General features: G+C 69.6%; 19 protein-coding genes. 7 read left to right on the top strand and 12 right to left on the bottom strand.

Features of this window, described 5'->3' with window-relative positions; genetic code table 11:
• Positions 1-33 precede the first annotated feature (33 nt).
• Positions 34-1,374: a dicarboxylate/amino acid:cation symporter gene (locus ABZ863_RS14720; protein WP_358535320.1), complete on the top strand. Its 1,341-nt coding sequence runs from the start codon at positions 34-36 to the stop codon at positions 1,372-1,374.
• 6 nt (positions 1,375-1,380) lie between these two features.
• Here ABZ863_RS14720 and ABZ863_RS14725 read toward each other — a convergent pair whose 3' ends face one another.
• Positions 1,381-2,085 carry a hypothetical protein gene (locus tag ABZ863_RS14725; protein ID WP_358535322.1) on the bottom strand — a complete coding sequence of 235 codons (705 nt, stop codon included), beginning with the start codon at positions 2,083-2,085 and terminating at the stop codon, positions 1,381-1,383.
• Between the two features lie 70 nt (positions 2,086-2,155).
• Between ABZ863_RS14725 and ABZ863_RS14730 the strand changes: the two genes are divergently transcribed.
• The 3 genes from ABZ863_RS14730 (at position 2,156) to ABZ863_RS14740 (ending at position 4,784) form a co-directional block, all read left to right on the top strand.
• Positions 2,156-2,446, top strand: a complete 291-nt coding sequence (locus ABZ863_RS14730; protein ID WP_358535324.1) for an SAV_915 family protein — start codon at positions 2,156-2,158, stop codon at positions 2,444-2,446.
• Between the two features lie 69 nt (positions 2,447-2,515).
• Positions 2,516-4,279: an acetyl/propionyl/methylcrotonyl-CoA carboxylase subunit alpha gene (locus tag ABZ863_RS14735; RefSeq protein WP_358535326.1), complete on the top strand. Its 1,764-nt coding sequence runs from the start codon at positions 2,516-2,518 to the stop codon at positions 4,277-4,279.
• Between the two features lie 91 nt (positions 4,280-4,370).
• Positions 4,371-4,784, top strand: coding sequence for a DUF1707 domain-containing protein (locus ABZ863_RS14740; protein WP_358535328.1), 414 nt, complete (start codon positions 4,371-4,373; stop codon positions 4,782-4,784).
• An 8-nt stretch (positions 4,785-4,792) separates the two neighbouring features.
• Here ABZ863_RS14740 and ABZ863_RS14745 read toward each other — a convergent pair whose 3' ends face one another.
• From ABZ863_RS14745 to ABZ863_RS14755, 3 genes are all read right to left on the bottom strand, one after another.
• Positions 4,793-5,617, bottom strand: a complete 825-nt coding sequence (locus ABZ863_RS14745) for a sigma-70 family RNA polymerase sigma factor (protein WP_358535330.1) — start codon at positions 5,615-5,617, stop codon at positions 4,793-4,795.
• Positions 5,614-6,468 (bottom strand): haloalkane dehalogenase, encoded by an 855-nt coding sequence (locus ABZ863_RS14750; protein WP_358535332.1) that lies wholly within the window; start codon positions 6,466-6,468, stop codon positions 5,614-5,616. Before ABZ863_RS14750 ends, ABZ863_RS14745 begins: the two co-directional genes overlap by 4 nt.
• An 84-nt stretch (positions 6,469-6,552) precedes the next feature.
• Positions 6,553-8,265 carry a glycerol-3-phosphate dehydrogenase/oxidase gene (locus ABZ863_RS14755; protein WP_358535334.1) on the bottom strand — a complete coding sequence of 571 codons (1,713 nt, stop codon included), beginning with the start codon at positions 8,263-8,265 and terminating at the stop codon, positions 6,553-6,555.
• 143 nt (positions 8,266-8,408) lie between these two features.
• Here ABZ863_RS14755 and ABZ863_RS14760 point away from each other — a divergent pair, with 143 nt between their 5' ends.
• Both ABZ863_RS14760 and glpK read left to right on the top strand, forming a co-directional pair.
• Positions 8,409-9,347 (top strand): MIP/aquaporin family protein, encoded by a 939-nt coding sequence (locus tag ABZ863_RS14760; protein WP_358535336.1) that lies wholly within the window; start codon positions 8,409-8,411, stop codon positions 9,345-9,347.
• 17 nt (positions 9,348-9,364) lie between these two features.
• On the top strand, positions 9,365-10,876 hold the full coding sequence (gene glpK, locus ABZ863_RS14765; RefSeq protein WP_358535338.1) for a glycerol kinase GlpK: 1,512 nt from the start codon (positions 9,365-9,367) through the stop codon (positions 10,874-10,876).
• 44 nt (positions 10,877-10,920) lie between these two features.
• On the opposite strand, the gene ABZ863_RS14770 is transcribed toward glpK, so the two are convergent.
• Both ABZ863_RS14770 and ABZ863_RS14775 read right to left on the bottom strand, forming a co-directional pair.
• A complete protein-coding gene (locus ABZ863_RS14770; protein WP_358535340.1) occupies positions 10,921-11,703 on the bottom strand; it encodes a VOC family protein in 783 nt (260 codons plus the stop codon).
• An 87-nt stretch (positions 11,704-11,790) separates the two neighbouring features.
• Positions 11,791-13,191: an NAD(P)H-quinone dehydrogenase gene (locus tag ABZ863_RS14775; RefSeq protein ID WP_358535342.1), complete on the bottom strand. Its 1,401-nt coding sequence runs from the start codon at positions 13,189-13,191 to the stop codon at positions 11,791-11,793.
• 97 nt (positions 13,192-13,288) lie between these two features.
• Here ABZ863_RS14775 and ABZ863_RS14780 point away from each other — a divergent pair, with 97 nt between their 5' ends.
• Positions 13,289-13,741: a gamma-glutamylcyclotransferase gene (locus ABZ863_RS14780; protein WP_358535344.1), complete on the top strand. Its 453-nt coding sequence runs from the start codon at positions 13,289-13,291 to the stop codon at positions 13,739-13,741.
• Positions 13,742-13,939: 198 nt separating this feature from the next.
• Here ABZ863_RS14780 and ABZ863_RS14785 read toward each other — a convergent pair whose 3' ends face one another.
• The 6 genes from ABZ863_RS14785 to ABZ863_RS14810 form a co-directional block, all read right to left on the bottom strand.
• The gene (locus tag ABZ863_RS14785; RefSeq protein ID WP_358535346.1) at positions 13,940-14,839 is read right to left on the bottom strand and encodes a DUF559 domain-containing protein; all 900 of its coding nucleotides are present in this window, start codon (positions 14,837-14,839) and stop codon (positions 13,940-13,942) included.
• A 341-nt stretch (positions 14,840-15,180) separates the two neighbouring features.
• Positions 15,181-16,458, bottom strand: a complete 1,278-nt coding sequence (locus ABZ863_RS14790; protein WP_358535348.1) for a M20 family metallopeptidase — start codon at positions 16,456-16,458, stop codon at positions 15,181-15,183.
• A gap of 223 nt (positions 16,459-16,681) precedes the next feature.
• On the bottom strand, positions 16,682-16,966 hold the full coding sequence (locus tag ABZ863_RS14795) for a hypothetical protein (protein ID WP_358535350.1): 285 nt from the start codon (positions 16,964-16,966) through the stop codon (positions 16,682-16,684).
• Between the two features lie 32 nt (positions 16,967-16,998).
• A complete protein-coding gene (gene meaB / locus ABZ863_RS14800; RefSeq protein WP_358535352.1) occupies positions 16,999-18,000 on the bottom strand; it encodes a methylmalonyl Co-A mutase-associated GTPase MeaB in 1,002 nt (333 codons plus the stop codon).
• Between the two features lie 2 nt (positions 18,001-18,002).
• Positions 18,003-20,171 carry a methylmalonyl-CoA mutase gene (gene scpA / locus ABZ863_RS14805; RefSeq protein WP_358535354.1) on the bottom strand — a complete coding sequence of 723 codons (2,169 nt, stop codon included), beginning with the start codon at positions 20,169-20,171 and terminating at the stop codon, positions 18,003-18,005.
• Positions 20,171-22,024, bottom strand: coding sequence for a methylmalonyl-CoA mutase family protein (locus tag ABZ863_RS14810; RefSeq protein WP_358535356.1), 1,854 nt, complete (start codon positions 22,022-22,024; stop codon positions 20,171-20,173). The genes scpA and ABZ863_RS14810 overlap by 1 nt, the downstream gene beginning before the upstream one ends.
• Between the last annotated feature and the right edge of the window lie 148 nt (positions 22,025-22,172).

A 22,172-nucleotide genomic window follows, 5' to 3' on the forward strand; every position in this document is an offset into this window, starting at 1 on the left:
CCGAAGATTCTTCACACTTACCGGAGCGGACACGTGTCTTTCCTACGCACCTACACGAGACCGGCGGTCTTCGCGAGCGCGGTCATCGGTTCACTTGCGGCCGGGGCGCTGCTGGGCGCGCTCGCCAGGGCAACGGAGGCCGCCTGGCTGACCGAGACCCTCGACCAGCTCGGCTCGATCTTCACCACACTGCTGCAGATCGCCGTGATACCGCTGGTGTTCACCGCGGTCATCGTCGGCATCAGCAGCCTTCGCCGCCTCGGCGGCAGGCGCACGGCGGCCCGTCTCGGCGGCAAGACCGTGCTCTGGTTCGCCATCACCTCCCTGATCGCGGCGCTCATCGGCATCGCCGTCGGCACAGTGTTCAACCCCGGCAGCGGCGGCCTCGGTGGCGCGCAGGCGACAGCCGAGAACGCCGAGCGCGCCGCGGGCAGCGTCGAGAACTGGGGCTCGTGGACGGCGTTCATCGACGGCATCGTGCCGAGCAACGCGATCTCGGCCTTCGCCGAGGGCGAGACGCTGCAGGTGCTGTTCCTGGCACTCGTCGTCGGCGCCGCCGCCTTCAGCCTCGGCGATCGGGCCAAGCCGTTCGTCGACCTCACCACGAGCGTTTTCGAGATCATCCAGCGGTACCTCGGCTGGATCGTGCGGCTCGCGCCGCTGGGCATCCTCGGCCTGATCGGCGCCGCCGTCGCCAACTACGGTGACGCGTTGTTCCGGCCGCTGCTGTCCACCACGGTCGCCGTCTACGTCGGCTGCCTGCTGGTTCTCTTCGTCGTCTATCCGATCCTGCTGCAGTTCGTCGCGCGGGTGAGCCCCGCGCGGTTCTTCGGCAAGGCGTGGACGGCCATCCAGTTCGCGTTCGTGTCACAGTCCTCCGCCGCCACGCTGCCGCTGACCCGGCAGAGCGCCGTGAACCTCGGCGTCGACCCCGGCTACGCGGCGTTCGCCACCCCGCTGGCCAGTGCGACCAAAATGGACGGTTGCGCGGCGGTCTTTCCCGCGATCGGCGCCATCTTCATCGCCAACATCTCGGGTGTTTCGCTGAGCATCGGGCAGTACGCGGGCATCGTGCTGGTCGCGGTGCTGGGTGCGCTCGCCACCGCGGGCACGACCGGCTGGCTCACCGCGCTGACGCTCACCACGACGGTCATCGGCCTCGACGCCGAGCAGGTGGCACTAGGCATCGCGCTGATCTACTCGGTCAACCCGATCATGGACATGATGCGGACGGCCACCAACGTCGCCGGCCAGATCGTGGTGCCGACCGTGGTCGCGCGCACCGAGGGGCTGCTCGACGACGACGTGCTGCACGCGCCGAGCGCGCCGCCGCTGCTCAGCGACACGGGGCAGGCAGCGACCGCGCGGGTCTGACACCGGTCACGGGCAGCCGGTCAGCTCGTACTCCGCCACGTCGACCTCGGGCCAGCCACGCAGCGAGCCGGGTGACTCATGGGTGCCGGTGCACCCGGCCGGCTCGCCGCTGAGGGTGAAGACCTCGGCGAGCACGGGCGCCTGCTGGCATTCCTCGGCGGTCTCGACCCGGCTGCATTCGTGCCGCACGACCACGATCTCCGGGGCACTGTCACCGGTCGCGTCGTCGAGCACGATGCTGCCTGCGTCGGAGAAGTACGGCCGCTGGGCGGCTTGCCAGCTGTCGCCGCGCCAGACATGGACCTCACCGGCCATGCCCCCGTCATGCGGCCCGCGAACCAGGCATACCGGGGTGGCATCGTCGGCACAGCGCAGCGAATCGTGGTTGAGCCGCACGCCCATCGCGGTGATCGCGACCTCCGTGACGGTTCCGGTTACCGGGCCGCCCGCGCGCAGCCTGCCGGTGCCGCCCGCGCTGTCGGTCAGCAGTTCGATGGGCATCCCGTTCACCGACGTGGACGCCAGCACACGGCACGGATCGTCACCACAGCTGCTGTTGGAGGTCGAGGGCGTCGCCTGCACCCCGCCGGCTCCCGTCGGCGCGGCCCGGTCGGGCCGCAGCAGTACCGCTGTCACCAATGCGGCGCCCGTGACAGCGGCAGCGGTCGCCGCCGTGATCAGCACTGGCCGGGGTACCCCTTGCTCGGCCACGACATCCCCTCCCTCGTTACCCGCCTGAGCGTAGGGGAGGTAACGCTGCGCGCACGTCTATGTTGTGCGTGTGACGAATCCTCACCTGCCACCCGTGGTGTACCTGCCGACCGGCAGGCATGCCGGCACCGACACGACCGATGCGACCGTCGAGCTGCGGCGTACCGAGGACGGCCGCCTGGCGCTGCTCGCGTTCTCCGCCATCGACCGGCTCGTGGAGGGCTGCGGTGAGCACCAGCCGTGGATGATGGTGCGCACCGAGCACCTGCAGGAACTGCACCAGGCGCGGCCCTACGACGTGATCCTGTTGGACGGCGTGATCCCCGGGGAACTGCGCCATACGAGCGCCCAGTGGGCGTGAGCCTCCTCTCACCTGGCGGAACACCCGGGTCCGTAGACTCCTCCTGAGCAGCGAAGAGCGGAGGTAAGCGTGCCCGTGACGAAGGTGCTCGTCGCCAATCGCGGCGAGATCGCCGTGCGTGTGATCCGGGCGGCGAAGGACGCGGGGCTGGCCAGCGTGGCAGTCTATGCCGACCCCGATCGCGATGCTCCGCACGTGCGCATGGCCGACGAGGCGTTCGCCCTCGGCGGGACCACCGCCGCCGAGAGCTACCTGGTTTTCGACAAGCTGCTCGACGCCGCGAAGCGCTCCGGCGCCGATGCCGTGCACCCCGGTTACGGCTTCCTCTCGGAGAACGCCGACTTCGCGCAGGCCGTGCTCGACGCGGGCCTGACCTGGATCGGGCCCAGCCCGCAGGCGATCCGCGACCTCGGCGACAAGGTGACCGCCAGGCATATCGCGCTGAAGGCGGGCGCACCACTGGTGCCAGGTACGAAGGACCCGGTGGCCGGCGCCGAGGAAATCGTCGCCTTCGCCGAGGAACACGGCCTGCCGGTGGCCATCAAGGCGGCATTCGGCGGCGGTGGCCGCGGTCTCAAGGTCGCTTACACCATCGAGGAGATCCCCGAGCTGTTCGAATCGGCGACCCGCGAGGCCGTCGCCGCGTTCGGGCGCGGCGAGTGCTTCGTGGAGCGCTACCTCGAGCGGCCACGCCACGTCGAGGCGCAGGTGCTCGCCGACCAGCACGGAAACGTTGTCGTCGTCGGCACGCGCGACTGCTCACTGCAGCGCAGGCACCAGAAACTCGTCGAGGAGGCGCCCGCACCGTTCCTCAGCGACGAGCAGCGCGCGACCATCCATTCCTCGGCGAAGGCCATCTGCAAGGAGGCCGGCTACTACGGCGCCGGCACCGTCGAGTACCTCGTCGGGGTCGACGGCACCATCTCGTTCCTCGAGGTGAACACCCGCCTGCAGGTCGAGCACCCGGTGTCGGAGGAGACGACCGGAACCGACCTCGTGCGCGAGCAGTTCCGCATCGCCGAGGGCGGCACGCTGCCGTTCACCGAGGACCCGCAGCCGCGCGGGCACGCCATCGAGTTCCGCATCAACGGCGAGGACGCGGGCCGCAACTTCCTGCCCGCACCCGGAACCGTGACGCGGCTGGTGTTCCCCGAAGGCCCCGGCGTGCGGGTGGACTCCGGTGTCGAGTCCGGCAGCGTGATCGGCGGGCAGTTCGACTCCATGCTGGCGAAGGTGATCGTCACAGGCGCCGACCGCAGGCAGGCCATCGAGCGCGGCAGGCGTGCGCTCGGCGAGATGACCGTCGAGGGGCTGGCGACCGTGCTGCCGTTCCACCGCGCGATCCTCGACGACCCCGCGTTCATCGGCGACGAGCACGGCTTCTCGGTACACACCCGCTGGATCGAGACCGAGTTCGACAACACCGTTGAGCCGTTCACCGCGCCGGGCGATGTCGAGGAGGAGCCGGAACCGCGGCAGAACGTCGTGGTCGAGGTCGGCGGGCGCCGCATCGAGGTGTCCCTGCCCGGTGGGCTCGCACGGGGCGCCGTCAACGGCAGCGGCGCGGCCAAGGCGAAGCCGCGCAAGCGGGCGGGCGGCACGAAGGCCGCCGTGAGCGGTGACGCGGTCACCGCACCGATGCAGGGCACCATCGTCAAGGTCGCCGTCGCCGACGGGCAGCAGGTGGAGGCGGGCGAACTCGTCGTCGTGCTCGAGGCGATGAAGATGGAGAACCCGGTCACGGCACACAAAGCGGGCACGGTCACGAGCCTCGCCGTTGAAGCGGGTGCCGCCGTCACCCAGGGCGCGGTACTGCTCGAAATCAAAGATTGATACCCGACATACCACGCATTCACGTTGCAGGCACTGAGAAGTCGCTCAGGCTTGCTGGCCTCGATGGTCCGGGCGGACCTACCATCGAGGTGTGGTTGCCGACCGACCGGAAATGCGGCTCAGTGACGATGAGCGGCAGGAAGCGCTGGACGCGCTTTCGGAGCATGTGCGCACCGGACGGCTGGACCTCACCGAGTTCGATGAGCGTTCCCGCCAGGTGAGCGGCGCCCGCTTCCGCCGCGAGCTCGAACCGCTCTTCGCCGATCTGCCCGAGCCCAAGCCGAGCGTGCTCGCGCCAGGACGGCGGGTGGTCCCGGCACAGCAGAATCAGGTCGAGCTGCCGTGGCAGCAACGGCTCGCCTCCAGCATGGTGCCGATCGCCGCTGTGCTCGCGATCATCCTGTTCTTCACCGCCGCGCGGGGCATGATCTTCGTCTTCCTGTTGCCCGCCCTCGCGGCACTGCTCGCCGGATCGTTCGCCTCGAACCGGCGCAGGCGGTTCTGAAGCTTCGGTCACTTCAGCAGTGGGAAACGTCCGGAGTTGAGCAACGCCAGTACCGCGTCCGTCTTGGCCTTCGGTGCCGCGTAGTCCGGATGAGCGCGGAACACGGCTGCCGCGTCGTGCAGATCGTGCAGTTGGACGGCTGCTTCCTCGACGCCACGGCCGGACACCGGATGCGTGGCCAGCGCCGGTTGCCGGGGATCGACACGGCCGACCGCGACCGCCTTGTCGACCCGTTTCGCGCAGCGGCAGAACGCATTGTCGTTGACGAGCCCGCACGTGGAGTTCAGGAACGCCTGGATCCGCCGTCGTGCCCGCTCCAACCGCTTCCGGTACGCCGCCGGTGTCACCTCCAGGATCCAGGCCGCCTCCGTCGACGACAGTTCGAAGACCTCACCGAGCACGAACGCGATCCGCTCGGCCCGCTCCAGGCACTGCAACACCGCCTGCGAGCAGGTCAACCGGACCTCGTTGACCAGCAGGCTCGCTTCCGGACCGGTGTAGTCGGCGGTGGCGAGGCCGTCGACCAGACTGTCGCGGAACTCGTCAAGGCTGAGTTCCCGCACCTCCTGCGGGGTCTGCCTGCGCAGATTCAGCAGGTAGTTGACGCCGATCCGGTATGCCCACGTCAGCAGTTTCGCCTCCGCGCGCCACGACGACAGTCGCGTCACCACGCGAATCAAGATCTCCTGCGTCGCGTCCTCCGCGTCGGCGGGCCGCCACACCATCCGCAGCGCCAGCCGGTACAGCGGATCCTGGAGCAGGCGCACCACCTGCTCCAGGGCCGCTTTGTCACCGTCGACCGCCCGAGCGATCAGAGCGGTTTCGTCGTTCATGCCGACATTGTGCGAGGCAGCCACCGCGCTATCGCCTTTCCGATCGCGTCCGGCTGATCCTCCGGCGCCTGGTGCCCACCAGGCCCGACCCACTCGGTCTCGACGTTCGCGAACGTCGAGCCGGCCCACGCCACCGCCTCCGGCGAGCCCATCCCGACACCCGGCTCGACGCCCACGACGAGCACCGGCACCGGTGTCGATGCCAGCCAGCGGCCGTAGTCCAGCACGCGCTGGTGCACATCGGCCGGTTCGCCGTCGATCGGGATCTCCCTCGGCCACACGAGCAGCGGCTTCCGCGAGGCCGGATCGCGGAACGGCGCCCGGTAGACGTCGTGATCGTCGGCCGCCAGCCCGCTGACCACGCCGTGCGGCAGGTTGAACTCGATGAACATGTTGTCCCGCAGGATCATCTCCTCACCCTGCGGCGAACGGATCGCGCGGAACAGTTCCTCGCCCTGCGGTGGGAAGTCGGTCCATCGCATCGGCCGCAGGAACGTCTCGGTGACCGCGATGCCGCGCGCCCGGCCGGGATGCCGGCGCGCCCAGTCCATGCCGAGCGCGCCGCCCCAGTCGTGCCCGACGATCACCACGTCGTCGATGCCCAGCGCGTCGAACCACGCGTCCAGGTAGCGGACGTGGTCGACGAAGCGGTAGCCGATGTCGGGTTTGCCGGACGCTCCCATGCCGATCAGGTCCGGTGCGATGCAGCGGGCCTGGCCTGCGACGTGCGGGATCACGTTGCGCCACAGGTAGGACGACGTGGGGTTCCCGTGCAGGAACACCACGGGCACGTCACCGGTGCCGGTTTCGTTGTAAGCAATGAACGAGTCGAGTACGTCGACCGTATCCATGATCGTGTCCTTCCTCGGTGGAGTCGCTTTCACTCCGGTTGGACACCCGCTGCGGCCGACTGTGACATCAGGACCGCAACTTCCTCAACTCACCGGCTCGACGAGTTTGGGGCGCGCCTCGGGGGCGGCGGAACGCCGGGCGTCGGCTGCCTCGTCGTTGGGCTGCGTCTGCGAGTCCCGTTCCGCCTCCACCCGCGCCTGGTACACCTCCACCTCGCGCGCGGTGGTCGCCGCCGACCAGCCCAGCACCTCGCCCACCAGGGTGGCGACCTGTGCAGCGCAGTCCACTCCGCGGTGCGGGTACTCGATCGAAATGCGCATCCGCCGGGCGAGTACGTCCTCCAGGTGTAGTGCCCCTTCGTGGCTCGCCGCATAGACGGCCTCCACCCGCAGGTAGTCCGGCGCGTGGTCGATGGGCCGCAGCAGCTCGGGGCGCCCATCCGCCAGTGCCAGCACCTCACCGATGAGCGAGCCATAGCGGTCGAGAAGGTGCCGCACGCGGTACGGATGCAGGCCGTGCGCGGCCGCGAGCTGGTCGGCCTGGTTCACCAGCGCGTGGTAACCGTCGGCGCCGAGCAACGGGACCTTGTCGGTGATCGACGGCTGCACACGTGCGGGCAGGTCCACCGAGGCGGCGTCGACCGCGTCCCCCGCCATGACCCGGTACGTCGTGTACTTGCCGCCTGCGATCGCGACGAGTCCGGGCGCCACGCGGGCGACGGCATGCTCGCGGGACAGCTTCGAGGTCTCCTCGCTCTCCCCGGCCAGCAGTGGGCGCAGCCCCGCGTAGACGCCTTCGATGTCGGAGTGGGTGAGCTGCGTGGCGAGCACCGCGTTGACGTGCTCGAGGATGTAGTCGATGTCGTTGCGCGTGGCGGCGGGGTGGGCGAGGTCGAGGTTCCAGTCGGTGTCGGTGGTCCCGACAATCCAGTGGTTGCGCCACGGAATCACGAACAGCACCGACTTCTCGGTGCGCAGGATCAACCCCGTCTCGGAGACGATCCGGTCGCGCGGCACGACGATGTGGACACCCTTGCTTGCCCGTACCCGGAACCGGCCTCTGCTGCCGGACAGCCGCTGCAGCTCATCGGTCCACACCCCGGTCGCGTTGATCACCGCGCTGGCGTGGACCAGAGTCTCCTTGCCGTCCTCGACGTCGCGCACCCGCACACCGGACACCCGGTCGGCCTCACGCAGGAACTCCACCACCTGGGTGGAGGTGCGCACAACCGCGCCGTAGTGCGCTGCGGTGCGCGCGACCGTCATCGTGTGCCGTGCGTCGTCGGACTGCGCGTCGTAGTAGCGGATGCCACCGATGAGCGCGTCGCGTTTGAGCGCGGGCACCATCCGTAACGCGCCTGCCTTGGTCAGATGCTTCTGGCCGGGCACCGAGCGGGCGCCGCCCATCGTGTCGTAGAGCAGCAGGCCGGCGGCGGTGTAGGGCCGTTCCCAGACCCGGTGGGTCAGCGGGTAGAGGAAGCTGACCGGCTTCACCAGGTGCGGCGCGAGCCGGGTCAGCATCAACTCCCGCTCCCGCAGCGCCTCCCGCACCAGACCGAACTCCAGCTGCTCCAGGTAGCGGAGCCCACCGTGGAAGAGCTTGCTGGACCGGCTGGAGGTGCCGGATGCGAGGTCGCGGGCCTCGACCAGCGCGACCCGCAGGCCACGCGTCGCGGCGTCGAGTGCGGTGCCGGCTCCCACCACGCCCCCACCGATGACGACTACGTCGAAGGTCTCTTCGCCGAGCCTCCGCCAGGAACGCTCTCGCGCGGCCGGCCCCAGCTCCGCCTCAGTCACTCGGCCTCCCTCGTCGCGCCGACGTTGCAAGCATCGCACGCCGACCGAACGCCGCGCCTGTTGCCAGCTTGTCTCGACCGGGACCACCGAGGAGCATGAAGAACCTGGAGGCAACGATGCCTCGGGGTTTTCGGAGGTACGCCATGACCGAAACATTGCCTCGTCAGCAGGTCAGCGCGTGGAACAGGCTGCGCCAGCACACTGCTGGGGAGTTGTTGGCCGAGTTCCTCGGCACGGCGGTCCTGATCATCCTGGGCTGTGGGTCCGTCGCGGTCGCCGTCGCCGCGTTGCCCGAATCAGGACGCCAAGCGGTCGCGTTCGGGCCGTCCAACTGGTTGATCATCTGCTTCGGCTGGGGTTTGGCGGTCGTCTTCGGCGTGTACGTGGCCGGCGGTGTGAGCGGCGCGCACATCAACCCGGCTGTGACGCTGGCCTTCGCGGTCCGGCGTAAGTTCCCCTGGCCGAAGGTGCTGCCGTACTGGGGCGCCCAGCTGCTGGGCGCCTTCGCGGGCGCGGCAGTCGTGTACGCGGTTTACAGCAGCGCGATCAACGCGTTCCTGGCTGCGCAGACGCCACCGACCACGAAGCCGGACTCACTGGCGACGTTCTCGATATTCGCAACGTTCCCCGCCCAGTACTTCGGCAACAGTATCTGGGGCCCACTGGTCGACCAGATCGTCGGCACGGCGATCCTCGTGGCGCTCATCGCCGCACTGATCGACACCCGCAACGTGTCACCGTTGAGCAACATGACGCCGTTCGTGATCGGCTTCATCGTCGTGGCGATCGGCATGACCTACGGCCCGAACGCGGGGTACGCCATCAACCCGGCACGCGACTTCGGACCTCGGCTACTGGCCTTCGTCGCGGGATGGGGAAACAAGGCGCTGCCGGGCGACGGCGCCTGGTTCAGTAATTACTGGTGGATACCGATAGTCGGGCCCCTCGTCGGTGGCGTCCTCGGTGTGCTGATCTACGACTTCTTCATCGGCCAGGTGCTCAGCGCCCGGACGGCACCGGGAGCAACGCCCACGCACGAGCCGGGCCGGGTCCCCGAGTCGGCTGACGAAGCCAAGCGGTAAGGAAACGAGGAGCCGTTATGCCGTCGTACGTCGCAGCGATCGACCAGGGCACTACGTCGACCCGGACGATGATCTTCGATCACTCCGGGCGGGTCGTCGCATCGGATCAGAAGGAGCACGAGCAGATCTTCCCGCAGGCCGGCTGGGTCGAGCACAACGCGGAGGAGATCTGGGAGAACGTCCGCGCGGTGACCGCGGGCGCGCTCGCCAAGGCGGACCTTCGGGCAGGCGATATCGCCGCCGTCGGTGTCACCAACCAGCGCGAGACCTCGCTGGTCTGGGATCGCGCTACGGGCAAGCCGGTCTACAACGCGATCGTCTGGCAGGACACCAGGACCGCCCGGATCGTCAACGAGCTCGGTGCGCTCGGCGGCGGCCAGGAACGGTACCGCGCCAAAACCGGCCTGCCCCTCGCGACATACTTCTCGGGGCCGAAGGTCAAGTGGATTCTGGACAATGTGGACGGTGTCAGGGCCCGCGCCGAGGCCGGCGATCTCCTGTTCGGCAACATGGACACCTGGGTGCTGTGGAACATGACGGGTGGACCCGACGGTGGTCTCCACATCACCGACCCGTCCAACGCCTCCCGCACGATGCTCATGGACCTGGACACGCTGTCCTGGGACGAGAACATCGCCGCCGAGATGGGCATCCCGCTGTCGATGTTGCCGGAAATCCGGTCGTCGTCGGAGAAGTACGGCACGGTACGCGAGCGCGGCGTGCTCGGCGGGGTGCCGATCGCCGGCATCCTGGGTGATCAGCAGGCGGCGACGTTCGGGCAGGCGTGCCTGTCGGTCGGCGAGGCCAAGAACACCTACGGAACGGGCAACTTCGTGCTGCTGAACACGGGCACGGAGAAGGTCATGTCGCAGAACGGCCTGCTCACGACCGTCTGCTACAAGATCGGCGACAACGCCACGGTGTACGCGCTGGAGGGATCCATCGCGGTCACCGGCTCCCTGGTGCAGTGGCTGCGGGACAACCTCCAGATCATCGGCTCCGCCCCCGAGGTCGAGGAGCTGGCCCGCGGTGTCGAGGACAACGGCGGCGCGTACTTCGTGCCTGCGTTCTCGGGCCTGTTCGCCCCGTACTGGCGCTCCGACGCCCGTGGTGTGATCGTGGGCCTGACCCGGTTCGTGAACCGGGGGCATCTGGCCCGCGCCGCGCTCGAGGCGACGGCGTTCCAGACCCGCGAGGTCATCGATGCCATGAACGCCGACTCCGGCGTACCGCTGAAGACGCTCAAGGTCGACGGCGGCATGGTCGTCAACGACCTGCTGATGCAGTTCCAGGCCGACATCCTCGGCGTCCAGGTCATCCGCCCGGTGGTGGCCGAGACGACCGCGCTCGGCTCCGCCTACGCCGCGGGCCTCGCGGTCGGCTTCTGGGAAGGCGAGGCCGACATCCGCAACAACTGGGCGCAGGACAAGGTGTGGGACCCGGCGATGGACGACGTCCATCGGGAACGGCAGTACCACAACTGGAAGAAGGCGGTCACGCGGACGTTCGACTGGATCGAGCACGACTGACCGCAGCAGGGAGCGTCACCCCCGGGTGACGCTCCCATGACCGGTCAGGCCGATTCCGTGACCGAGATCAGGACGAAGTAGGAGCCCTGGTTGTCGGTCACCGTCGACATCCGGCCGTAGGGCGAGTCGGTGGGCGGGCGCACGACGTCGCCGCCGAGTTCACCGACCCTGGCCACTGCCGCGTCGGTGTCGGTGACGCCGAAGTACACCGACCAGTGCGGCGGCACGTCGGCGGGCGCCTCGGACGACATCTGACCGAGCCCGCCGACGACGTTGCCGCCTACCTTGAGGGCGGCGTAGGAGTAGCCGCCGGCCGACATGTCGTCGAACTCGTAGCCGAACACGGTTCCGTAGAATCCCTTCGCCCGATCGAAGTCCCGTGTGATGCACTCCATCCATACGGCGGAGTTCGGTACGTTCGCGAGCTGGATGCCCGTGTGCTGGACGGCCTGCCACAGGCCGAACACCGAGCCGGTGGGATCGGCCGCGATGGCCATCTTCCCGGCCTGCATCACGTCCATCGGCGGCATGACGATGTTGCCGCCGCTCTCGCTGATCGCCGCGACGATCTTGGCGAGGTCCGAGGTCGCCAGGTAGATCGTCCACGCCGCGCGTGCGCCAGCCTGGTCCGGCGGAATGGCACCGATACCGGCGACGTTCCTGCCCTGCCGTGAGCACAGCAGGTAGTTGCCGGCCTCGTCGCCCTGATCGGCGAAGTCCCAACCCAGCAGCGCACCGTAGAAGTCCATGGCCATCCGCGGATCCGGCACCATCAGATCCACCCAGCACGGCGTACCGTCAGGCCACGGTGTGTCGCGTGTCGTCATTGCCGCACTCCAATGCTCGTGACAGCTGCTCACTTCCCAGTGTCACCAGTCGGAGCGGTCGGCGGGCAACACGCGCCGAGGAGAATTTCAGTCCAGGTCGTCGTGGCGCATGAGCTGGCGCCCGGCCTCGGTGATCGAACCGGACAGCGAGGGGTAGACCGAGAACGTCAGCGCCAGATGCTCCACGGTCAGCTGGTTCTGCACAGCCAGCGCGATCGGCAGGATCAGCTCGCTCGCGGTCGGCGCCACCACGACACCGCCGACGACCACACCGGTGGCGGGGCGGCAGAACAGCTTGACGAAGCCCTGGCGCAGTCCTTCCATCTTCGCGCGCGCGTTGGTGGCCAGCGGCAGCATGATCGTGCGCGCAGGCACCTCACCGGAGTCGATGGCCTGCTGGCTGATGCCGACCGTAGCGATCTCGGGGTGGGTGAACACGTTCGCGGCGACGGTGCGCAACCGGATCGGGGCGACGCCCTCGCCGAGCGCGTGCCACATGGCGATCCGGCCCTGCATGCTGGCGACCGAGGCGAGCATGAGCAGGCCGGTGCAGTCGCCTGCCGCGTAGACGCCGGGTGCGCTGGTGCGCGAGACCCGGTCGACCGTCAGGAACCCCCCGGGGCCGGGTTCGATGCCCACCCGCTCCAGGCCGATGCCGGTGGTGTTGGGCACCGATCCGACCGTCATCAGCGCGTGGCTGGCCTCGATCTCCCTGCCGTCGGTCAGGTGGATCTTCACGCCCTTCTCGGTGCGCTCGACCCGGTCGGCGCGCGCGTGCTTGACCACGGTCGTGCCGCGCTGGGCGAACACCTCCTCCAGCACGGCGGCGGCGTCGGCGTCCTCGTGCGGGAGCACCCGGTCACGGCTGGAGACGACGGTGACCTTGACCCCCATCTCGGTGTAGGCCGAGGCGAACTCGGCACCGGTCACACCAGACCCGATGACGGCGAGGTGCTCGGGCAGCTCAGGCAGGTCGTAGAGCTGCCGCCAGTCGAGGATGCGCTCGCCGTCCGGTACGGCGCCGGGCAGCACGCGTGGCGTGGCTCCGGTGGCGATGAGCACGACATCGGCCTCGAGGATCTCCTCGACGCCCGGCCCGGTGACGCTGACCCGGTGCGTGGCGAGGCCGGGCTCGCTGTCGCAGAAGCGGGCGGAGCCGATGATCACCCGCACGCCTTCGCGCTGCACCCTGGCGCGGATGTCCGCCGACTGGGCGAGCGCGAGACCACGGACGCGGCCGTGGACGGTGGGCAGGTCGACGTGGGTGTCGGCGAGGTCGGTGGCGATGCCGAGCTCCGAAAGGCCGTGCAGGCTGGCCCTGGCTCCGGAGGAGGCGATGAACGTCTTGGAGGGCACACAGTCGTAGAGCACGCAGGCGCCGCCGAGTCCGTCCCGCTCGACGATGGTCACATCGGCCCCGTGCTGTGCCGCGACCAAAGCCGCCTCGTAGCCGGCTGGTCCGCCGCCCATGATCACGATCCTGGTCACGCTCGTTCCCTTCTACCGACGACGTCCGCGCCCACTCTAGGAGAGGACAGGCGGAGTGCGTCCTTTCGGGGGACCGCGTGGCAGTTAGGCTGTCGGCGTGCCCTTGTATGCCGCGTACGGGTCCAACATGGAGCCCACCCAGATGATGGAGCGAGCTCCGCACTCGCCGATGGCGGGCACCGGCTGGCTGGAAGGCTGGCGGTTGACCTTCGGTGGCGAGGACCTGGGCTGGGAGGGCGCGCTCGCCACGATCGTGGAGGACCCGTCGTCGCGGGTGTTCGTGGTGCTCTACGACGTCACCCACCTCGACGAGTCGCTGCTGGACCAATGGGAGGGCGGCGACCTCGGCATCCACAACAAGATCCGGCTGCGGGTGCAGACCATGGACGGTTCCGTGCTGGCCTGGCTGTACGTTCTCGATGCCTACGAGGGCGGCCTGCCTTCCGCGCGGTACCTCGGGGTGCTCGCCGACGCCGCGGAAGCCGCCGGCGCCCCAGCCGACTACGTCAACGATCTACGAACCCGCCCCTGCAAGGGCATAGGCCCCTAGCCGCTGCGCTGCGCCCAGGTGCGCGAGTCCCCCGCTCCGGTCGGCGAGTCCCCCGCGCAGGTGCGCGAGTCCCCCGCTCCAGCACGCGAGTCCCCCGCCCAGGCACGCGAGTCCCCCGCTCCAGTCGGCGAGTCCCCCGCTCCCGCGCGAGTCCCCCGCTGCAGTCGGCGAGTCCCCCGCTCCAGCACGCGAGTTGCGTTAAGCCGCAAGGCCGCGACGGCGGAACGCCGCCCGCACCGCACCGATCAACCGGCCCGGATCCTTGAGGTCAGCTGCGTCGGCCCGGACCACGATCCAACCGCGCCGCTCCAGGTCCGCATCTCGTGCCGCATCCGCAGCCTGCCGTGATTCGTGTGCCTCGTACCCGTCGTACTCGACGGCCACCCGCAGCGCAGGCCACGCGAAGTCCAGTCGGTAGATCTCGTTGCCGGCCAGGTCGACAATGCGGTACTGCTGCTCCGGAATCGGCAGGCCGGCGTCGGCGAGAGCAAGGAGGGTCCAACTCTCCGCGGGTGACTCGGCGAGGCCCGTCGTCAGGTTGACCAATGCACGGGCCTGGCACCGTCCGCGTGGATCCGGCCGCGCCCGGATCCGCTCCTCGATCCACGCCCGGAATTCGCCGCGAGCCTCCTCGGGCACGAGCCGCATCGCCTGGTCGGCACACGCCAGCCCGGCTCGCCTCTTCCCGCGGGCCAGGACCTCAGCCACGGCGACGTCCAGTGCGAGCACCCGAAGCCCGGCGATCACGTCCACGTCCTGTTCATCGAACGTGCCCTGGTGCACGACCAACCCGGGCCGTCCGCGGGGCTTGCATCCGTAGGGCACGAGGATGTGGACAGGTGCCGTGTCGGCTGCCGTACAACCGTGCAACGCGAGCGCACTATGCCCCGCCAGCACCGCGCGGGGCCCGGCGTTCAGCAGGCACGCAGCAGCACGGGTCGCGAAGTCGGCACCACGGCGCGGATCCACGACGATGCCACGCGAAAACCTCGCCAACCTGCCATCTTTGAGCGCACCACGGACAACGGACGTGCCAACAACGGTCACGAGTTCGGCCCGCACGTAGGCACCGTGGAGGCCTTCTGGTAACAGAACCATGGCTCCACAGTCCGGTTCACTGACGCCACCCGAGGGTGAAATCCCAAAACTGTGGATAACTACCCCAGCTGTGGATAACTCCCGTTGACCGGAGCGCGCAACTCGCGGGCAAGAGCGCGAGACTCGCGGGCCGGAGCGGGAGACTCGCGCGGCTGAGCGGGCAACTCGCGCACCCAAGCGCGGGACTCGCGCGGCTGAGCGGGCAACTCACCGACCGGAGTGGGGAACTCGCGCACCCCAGCGGGAGACTCGCGCACCCCAGCGCGCACCTCGCAGGCCAGAGCGGGCAACTCGCGCACCCAAGCGGGGGACTCGCGCGCCTGGGCGGGGGACTCGCGCGGTCAGGCCAGCGCGGCCAGTGCGGTATGCACCATGACCCGGGTACCGGTTAGCAGGGCGCGCTCGTCCAGCTCGAACGTCGGCTGGTGCAGGTCACGCATGGCACCCTCGCCGGACCACACGCCCAGCCGCGCGAACGCGCCGGGCACCTGCTCCAGGTACCACCCGAAGTCCTCACCGCCGGAGGACTGCTCGGTACCGGCCAGCGCCGCCTCACCGAGCGCGGCCTCCACGCCAGCCCGCAACAGAACCGTGCTCTCCTGCTCGCTCACCACCGGCGGAACCCCGCGCCGGTAGTTGAGGTCGTAGCCGACACCGGTCGGCGCGAGCAGCGACTCGATGCACGACGCGATGAGCGGCTCGAGGGTGGTCCACGTCTGGTGGTCGGCAGTGCGCAACGTGCCGCGCAGCAGCCCCTCCTGCGGCACCGCGTTCGCGGCCTTGCCCGCATGCACGGCACCCCACACCAGCACCGTCCCCGAGCGCGGGTCGACCCGCCGCGAGAGCAACGCCGGCAGCGACGTGATGACGGTGCCGAGCGCGTGCACCAGGTCCGCCGTCAGATGTGGCCGGGACGTGTGCCCACCCGGCGAGGTCAGCCGCAGCTCGATGAGATCGGCAGCCGACGTCAACGCACCGATCCGGGTGCCGACCTCGCCGACCGGCAGCCGCGGGTCGCAGTGCAGGCCGAAGATCCGGTCGACGCCGTCGAGCACACCCGCCTCGATCGCCTCCAGCGCGCCGCCGGGCATGACCTCCTCGGCGGGTTGGAAGATCAGCCGTACCCGTCCCGGCAGCTCGGGTGCCATCGCGAACGCCATGCCCGCGGCGAGCAGCACCGTCGTGTGCAGGTCGTGGCCGCATGCGTGGGCGACACCGTCGACGGTGGACGCGAACGGCAGCCCCGTCGCCTCGGTGAGGGGCAGGGCGTCCATGTCCGCGCGCAGGGCGACACACGACGCACCGTTGCCGATGTCGCACACCACCCCGGTACCACCGGGCAGCACCTTCGGCGCCAGTCCTGCGGATCGCAGCACCTTCACGACCAGCTCAGTGGTGCCGTACTCGCGCCGGGCGAGCTCCGGGTTCGCATGAATGTGCCTGCGCCAGGCCACCACGTCGGTGGAATGCGCGTCCAGCCACTCGTCGAGCCAGTGCGGGCCACGGCCCGCACCGAGGTCAGCCACCGGAGCCATACTCACGCCCGCCTCGGTGAGCAGGGCGTCGGTCGAGCCGGCCGGCTCCCCTGGCATCTCGGGTCGCGAGTCGAGAACCGTCACGCCGCACCTCCGGACGAGCCCAGCGCGGCGGACGTCATCACAACCGCATACCGCCGGGAAACTGTTGCCATACGCATTTGCATCCAGTCTTGCACCAAACAGGTGATCGTCAGACCCAGATGTCCTAATGACGAGACAGACGGTAGCCGACTTGCGCTGAGCGGCTACAGAGAGTTCGGCTTCGCTGTTCGGGCGTCACAGCTCAACGCCCGAACCACAACTACTACTTCTTCTTCGTCTTCTTTCTCTTGCTCCGGACGTGCCGCCCCCAGACCACGATGCCGAGCAGCGCAGCTGCGGCAACGCCGACCACGAGCCTGCTGCGAGTCTTCCTCGCGTCCGCCTCGGTCTGCGGGTCCAGGGTCGGGCCCGGTTCGGCGGTCTCCTGGGTCAACGCCGGAGCGACGGCGGCCACCGGTTCAGCCGCGACGGCCGCCGCGGGACCCCCGACGGCCAGTGCCCCGACGAGGACGGCCAACACACCAACCAGGACGGCAAACACGCGCACCCGGCCAGTGTGCACCCTCGACACGGCTGCCGTCAGGTGCCACGCGGTGACTCTCCGCCGAATGCCGCAAGGATGCGCTCGGCGGCCAGCGTTGCGGTGAGCCTGCCCTCGCGCACGGCACGCTCCACCTCCGGCACGATGGCACGCACCTCGGGATGCGCGGCGAGCCGGTCGAGCAGCTGGTCGCGAACCATCGCCCAGGTCCAATCCACCTGCTGCCGCCTGCGTTTCTCCGCGAGCTCGCCGGAGTCGTCGAGGAGTTGCCGGTGCCTGCCGATCTGCTGCCACACGGTGTCCAGACCTGCCCCGGTCAGCGCGCTGCAGGTCAGCACCGGCGGGGTCCACGCCGCGTCCGGACCGTAGATCAGCCGCAGCGCACCGGACAGCTCGCGCGCCGCCGCGCGTGCCTCCTTCTCGTGTTCGCCATCGGCCTTGTTGACGGCGATCACGTCGGCCAGCTCGAGCACGCCCTTCTTAATGCCCTGCAGCTGGTCACCGGTGCGCGCCAGTGTCAGGAACAGGAAGCAGTCGACCATGTTGGCGACGGCCACCTCGGACTGGCCGACGCCGACGGTCTCCACCAGGACGACGTCGTAGCCGGCGGCCTCCATCAGCACGATCGTCTCCCGGGTGGCCCTGGCCACCCCGCCGAGCGTGCCTGCCGTCGGGGACGGCCGGATGAACGCCGCGGGGTCCACCGCGAGCCGCGCCATGCGCGTCTTGTCGCCGAGGATGCTCCCGCCGGTGCGGCTGGACGACGGGTCGACGGCGAGCACCGCGACCCGGTGCCCTGCCCCCGTGAGGTCAGCGCCGAGTCGGTCGATGAATGTCGACTTGCCGACTCCCGGTACGCCGGTGATGCCGACCCGCTGGGCTCCCCCGGCGTGCGGCAGCAGCTCCACCAGCAGCTCCTGCGCCTGCCGCCGGTGCTCGGGCCTGCTGGACTCGACCAGGGTGATGGCGCGGGAAAGGATCCCGCGGTCCCCGGCGAGCACGCCCTTGGCATAGGCGCCGACGTCGATCGTGCGAGGCATGCCTACGAGTGTCGCGCGTCGAGCTGGTCGAGCAGACCGACGGCCGCGTCGGCGATCACCGTGCCGGGCCCGAAGATCGCCGCCGCCCCGGCCTTGCGCAACTCGTCGTAGTCCTGCGGCGGGATGACACCGCCCACCACGACCATGATGTCGTCGCGGCCGAGGCCGGCGAGCTCGGCACGCAGCGCGGGAACCAGCGACAGGTGCCCGGCGGCGAGCGAGGACACGCCGACGATGTGCACGTCGGCCTCGACAGCCTGCCTGGCCACCTCGGCCGGGGTGGAGAACAGCGGGCCGACGTCGACATCGAACCCGAGGTCGGCGAACGCCGTCGCGATCACCTTCTGCCCGCGGTCGTGCCCGTCCTGGCCCATCTTCGCGACGAGGATCCGCGGCCTGCGGCCCTCCGCCTCCGCGAAGCGCTCGACCCGCGCCCTGGCAACATCCACGGTCGCCGACTTGCCGACCTCGTCGCGGTACACACCTGAGATCGTACGAATCTGGCCGGAGTGGCGCCCCCAGATCTTCTCCAGTGCCGCCGAGATCTCGCCAACCGTCGCCTTCGCCCGTGCCGCGCCGATGGCCAGCTCGAGCAGGTTGCCGTCCGATTCGGCACCGGCGGTGAGCCTGCGCAGGGCGTCCTCGACCTCGGCCGGGTCGCGCTCCTCGCGCAGCCTGCGCAGCTTCTCCAGCTGCTGCGCCCGCACGCCCGCGTTGTCGACCTTGAGCACGTCGACCTGCTCGTCGGCGGCGACCCGGTACTTGTTCACGCCGATCACCGGCTGCCTGCCGGAGTCGATACGCGCCTGCGTACGCGCGGCGGCCTCCTCGATGCGCAGCTTCGGGATGCCGGCGTCGATCGCGCGCGCCATGCCGCCTGCCGACTCCACCTCACTGATGTGCGCCCACGCTCGCCGGGCGAGGTCGTAGGTGAGCCGCTCCACGAACGCGCTGCCGCCCCACGGGTCGATCACCCGCGTGGTGCCGGACTCCTGCTGCAGCAGCAGTTGCGTGTTGCGCGCGATGCGCGCGGAGAAGTCGGTCGGCAGGGCCAGCGCCTCGTCGAGTGCGTTGGTGTGCAACGACTGCGTGTGTCCCTGCGTGGCCGCCATCGCCTCGACACAGGTGCGAACCACGTTGTTGTAGACGTCCTGCGCGGTCAGCGACCAGCCGGAGGTCTGACAGTGGGTACGCAGTGAGAGCGACTTGTCCTTGCGCGGCTCGAACTGCTTCACGAGCTTGGCCCACAGCAGCCGGGCCGCCCGCATCTTGGCGACCTCCATGAAGAAGTTCATGCCGATGGCCCAGAAGAAGGACAGTCGCGGCGCGAAGGTGTCGATGTCCAGCCCCGCGTCGAGCCCGGAGCGGATGTACTCGACGCCGTCCGCGAGCGTGTAGGCCAGCTCCAGATCGGCGGTGGCCCCGGCTTCCTGCATGTGGTAGCCGGAGATCGAGATGGAGTTGAACCGCGGCATGTGCCGCGAGGTGTAGGCGAAGATGTCGGAGATGATCCGCATCGACGGCTGCGGCGGATAAATGTAGGTGTTGCGGACCATGAACTCCTTGAGGATGTCGTTCTGGATGGTCCCCGTGAGCTGTTCCGGCGCGATGCCCTGCTCCTCCGCGGCGACGACGTAGAGCGCCAGCACCGGCAGCACCGCACCGTTCATCGTCATCGACACGCTCATCTTCCCCAGCGGTATGCCGTCGAAGAGCTGGCGCATGTCGTAGATGGAGTCGATGGCCACGCCGGCCATTCCGACGTCACCGGGCACCCGCGGATGGTCCGAGTCGTACCCCCGGTGCGTGGCGAGGTCGAAGGCGACCGAGAGTCCCTTCTGTCCCGCGGCGAGGTTGCGGCGGTAGAAGGCGTTGGACTCCTCGGCCGTGGAGAACCCGGCGTACTGCCGGATGGTCCAGGGCTGGGTCACGTACATGGTGGGGTACGGCCCGCGCAGGAACGGCGCGATGCCGGGATAGGTGCCGAGGAAGTCCACATCGGACAGATCGTCGGCGGTGTAGAGCGGCTTGACGCCGATGCCCTCGGGGGTCTCCCACACCAGCGCGTCGGCATCCTTGCCGGTGCTGGCCCGCAGCGCCTCGGTCCAGGCCTGCGGTTCACCGGGCTCGGGCGAGCCGAGCTCGACGTCGGCGAAGTCGGGGATACTCATCAGGCGACTCCCAGCTTCTCGAGGGTGCTGGTCAGGACGGCGAGGGCATCGCATCCGATGTGGACGAAACCGGTGACACCGGGGTAGTCACCGGGTTTGCCCGCGAGCAGTACGTCGGTGGCACCGGCCTCGCGCAGGGCCTGTGCCACGGCGGCGGCCTGCTCGGCGTACAGCGTGTCGCTGCCGCACAGGCAGGCGATCGGCGTACCACTGTCGCGGAAGGCACCCACCACGTCATCGCTGACGCCGGGGTTGACCGGCTCGATGCCGCCCGCCTGGAACAGGTTGCCCGCGAACGCCGCACGCGCGGTGTGCGCGGCGAGCGGACCGAGGGTGGCCAGGAAAACGCGGGGACGGGTGCCGTGGGCATCGGAGCGGTCCCGCAACTGCTCGTAAGCCTGCGCGTAGCGCAGACGCGGCAGGCCACCTCCGTCCACAGGAGACGGTGTGGCAACGCGTCGCACCGGTTTCTCGTCCAGCTGTGGAAACTCGCTGACCCCGGTGATCGGATCGGCACGGGTGGCGATCCGCTGCGCGCGCTCCTGCCAGGTGGCGGCGAGCCTGCCGGCCAGCGCACCCGAGGCGAGCTCGCGCTCGATGCCACCGGCGCGCTCGATGCCGGTGAACTCGCGCCAGGCCGCGTGCGCGAGTGCGTCGGTGAGCTGCTCGACATACCAGGACCCACCCGCCGGGTCGATCACACCGGCGAGCTTGGTCTCCTCCAGCAGGATGGACTGCGTGTTGCGGGCGATGCGCCTCGCGAATGCGTCGGGCACGCCGATCGCCGCGTCGAACGGCAACACGGTCACGGCGTCCGCACCGCCGGCACCCGCGCCGAAACAGGCGACGGTGGCGCGCAGCATGTTCACCCAGGGGTCGCGCCGGGTCAGCATCGCGGGCGAGGTCACAGCGTGCTGGCGCATGCCGAGCGCACTGCCTCCCGCGACCTCGGTGACGCGCGCCCAGAGCCTGCGCGCGGCGCGGAACTTGGCGATGGTGAGGAACTGGTCGGCGGTCGCCGCGTAGCGGAACTCCAGCTGCCCGGCGGCGGCCTCGACACTCAGCCCGGCCTCGGTGAGCGCCCGCAGGTAAGCGACCCCGGCCGCGATCGACGCACCGAGTTCCTGCGCGTCGGAACCACCTGCTCCGTGGAACGGCAACGCATCGACCACGATGGCGCGTAGTGCCGGATGGCTCGTGGCGGTACGGGCGGCCAGTTCCGCCGCCGGTGCCAGCTCGTGTGCACGACCGGTGCGCGCCTGCAGCCCGATCGGGTCGGCGCCGAGGTTGCCTGTCACCTCGCGGACGGGAACACGGCGCTCGGCGAGCACGGCCAGGAGCGCTTCCGCAGCCGCCGCGTAACTTTCGCCCGCGTCCAGCACGATCGGCGCGAAGTCGAGGTGGACACCGCTCAGCACCTCGCCGAGTGCGTCGAGCGGCAACGCGTCAGCGCCGACCCGTAACCAGATCGAGGTGACGCCGTTCTCCAGGTCGGCGAGCACAGCCGTGTGGGCCTCGGCGGGATCGCGCAGCTCGTGCAACGCTCGGACATCCCAGCCTGCCCCCGCCTGCCCTTCCGGCCGGGAACCCCTGACGAACGGGGCGAGGCCGGGGAAACCGGCAGGCGGTACGCCGTTCTCGGCGGTGTAGAGCGGCTGGATCTCGATGCCGTCGTACGTCGTGGTGGCCAGCAGACTGTGCGGCGCACCCGTGAATCCCTCCGGGATGGCGCCACTCTTGGTCAGTACCCCCGCGACGAGGCGCTCCCATTGAGCCGCCTCCGGCGTGCCGAACTCGGCCGCGAGCCGCAGCTCAGCGGGCACGGACCCGGACGTCCCAGCCACTTCGGTCATACCTCGTCATCGTAGGCGCACGCCCTGTCCAGCAGATGTGAGGCTAATCAACACCGGCGCCTCTTCTGCCACCGTAGGTCGACAACGAACTCGCAGGTCAGCAGCTCGCCCCTCACAGGAACTTCCAACGGCTACAGCGTCAGGTGCG

Origin of the sequence: Saccharomonospora sp. NPDC046836 (assembly GCF_040645195.1) — a bacterium.
In the GTDB taxonomy this organism is placed as follows: domain Bacteria; phylum Actinomycetota; class Actinomycetes; order Mycobacteriales; family Pseudonocardiaceae; genus Prauserella_A.

Bases quoted from the DNA above. Each gene is read 5' to 3' on its own strand.
- glpK (WP_358535338.1), top strand. From the start codon at position 9,365: ATGCCGTCGTACGTCGCAGCGATCGACCAGGGCACTACGTCGACCCGG.
- ABZ863_RS14770 (WP_358535340.1), bottom strand. From the start codon at position 11,703: ATGACGACACGCGACACACCGTGGCCTGACGGTACGCCGTGCTGGGTG.
- meaB (WP_358535352.1), bottom strand. From the start codon at position 18,000: ATGCCTCGCACGATCGACGTCGGCGCCTATGCCAAGGGCGTGCTCGCC.
- ABZ863_RS14745 (WP_358535330.1), bottom strand. From the start codon at position 5,617: ATGAACGACGAAACCGCTCTGATCGCTCGGGCGGTCGACGGTGACAAA.
- ABZ863_RS14810 (WP_358535356.1), bottom strand. From the start codon at position 22,024: ATGACCGAAGTGGCTGGGACGTCCGGGTCCGTGCCCGCTGAGCTGCGG.
- ABZ863_RS14750 (WP_358535332.1), bottom strand. From the start codon at position 6,468: ATGGATACGGTCGACGTACTCGACTCGTTCATTGCTTACAACGAAACC.
- ABZ863_RS14760 (WP_358535336.1), top strand. From the start codon at position 8,409: ATGACCGAAACATTGCCTCGTCAGCAGGTCAGCGCGTGGAACAGGCTG.
- scpA (WP_358535354.1), bottom strand. From the start codon at position 20,171: ATGAGTATCCCCGACTTCGCCGACGTCGAGCTCGGCTCGCCCGAGCCC.
- ABZ863_RS14785 (WP_358535346.1), bottom strand. From the start codon at position 14,839: ATGGTTCTGTTACCAGAAGGCCTCCACGGTGCCTACGTGCGGGCCGAA.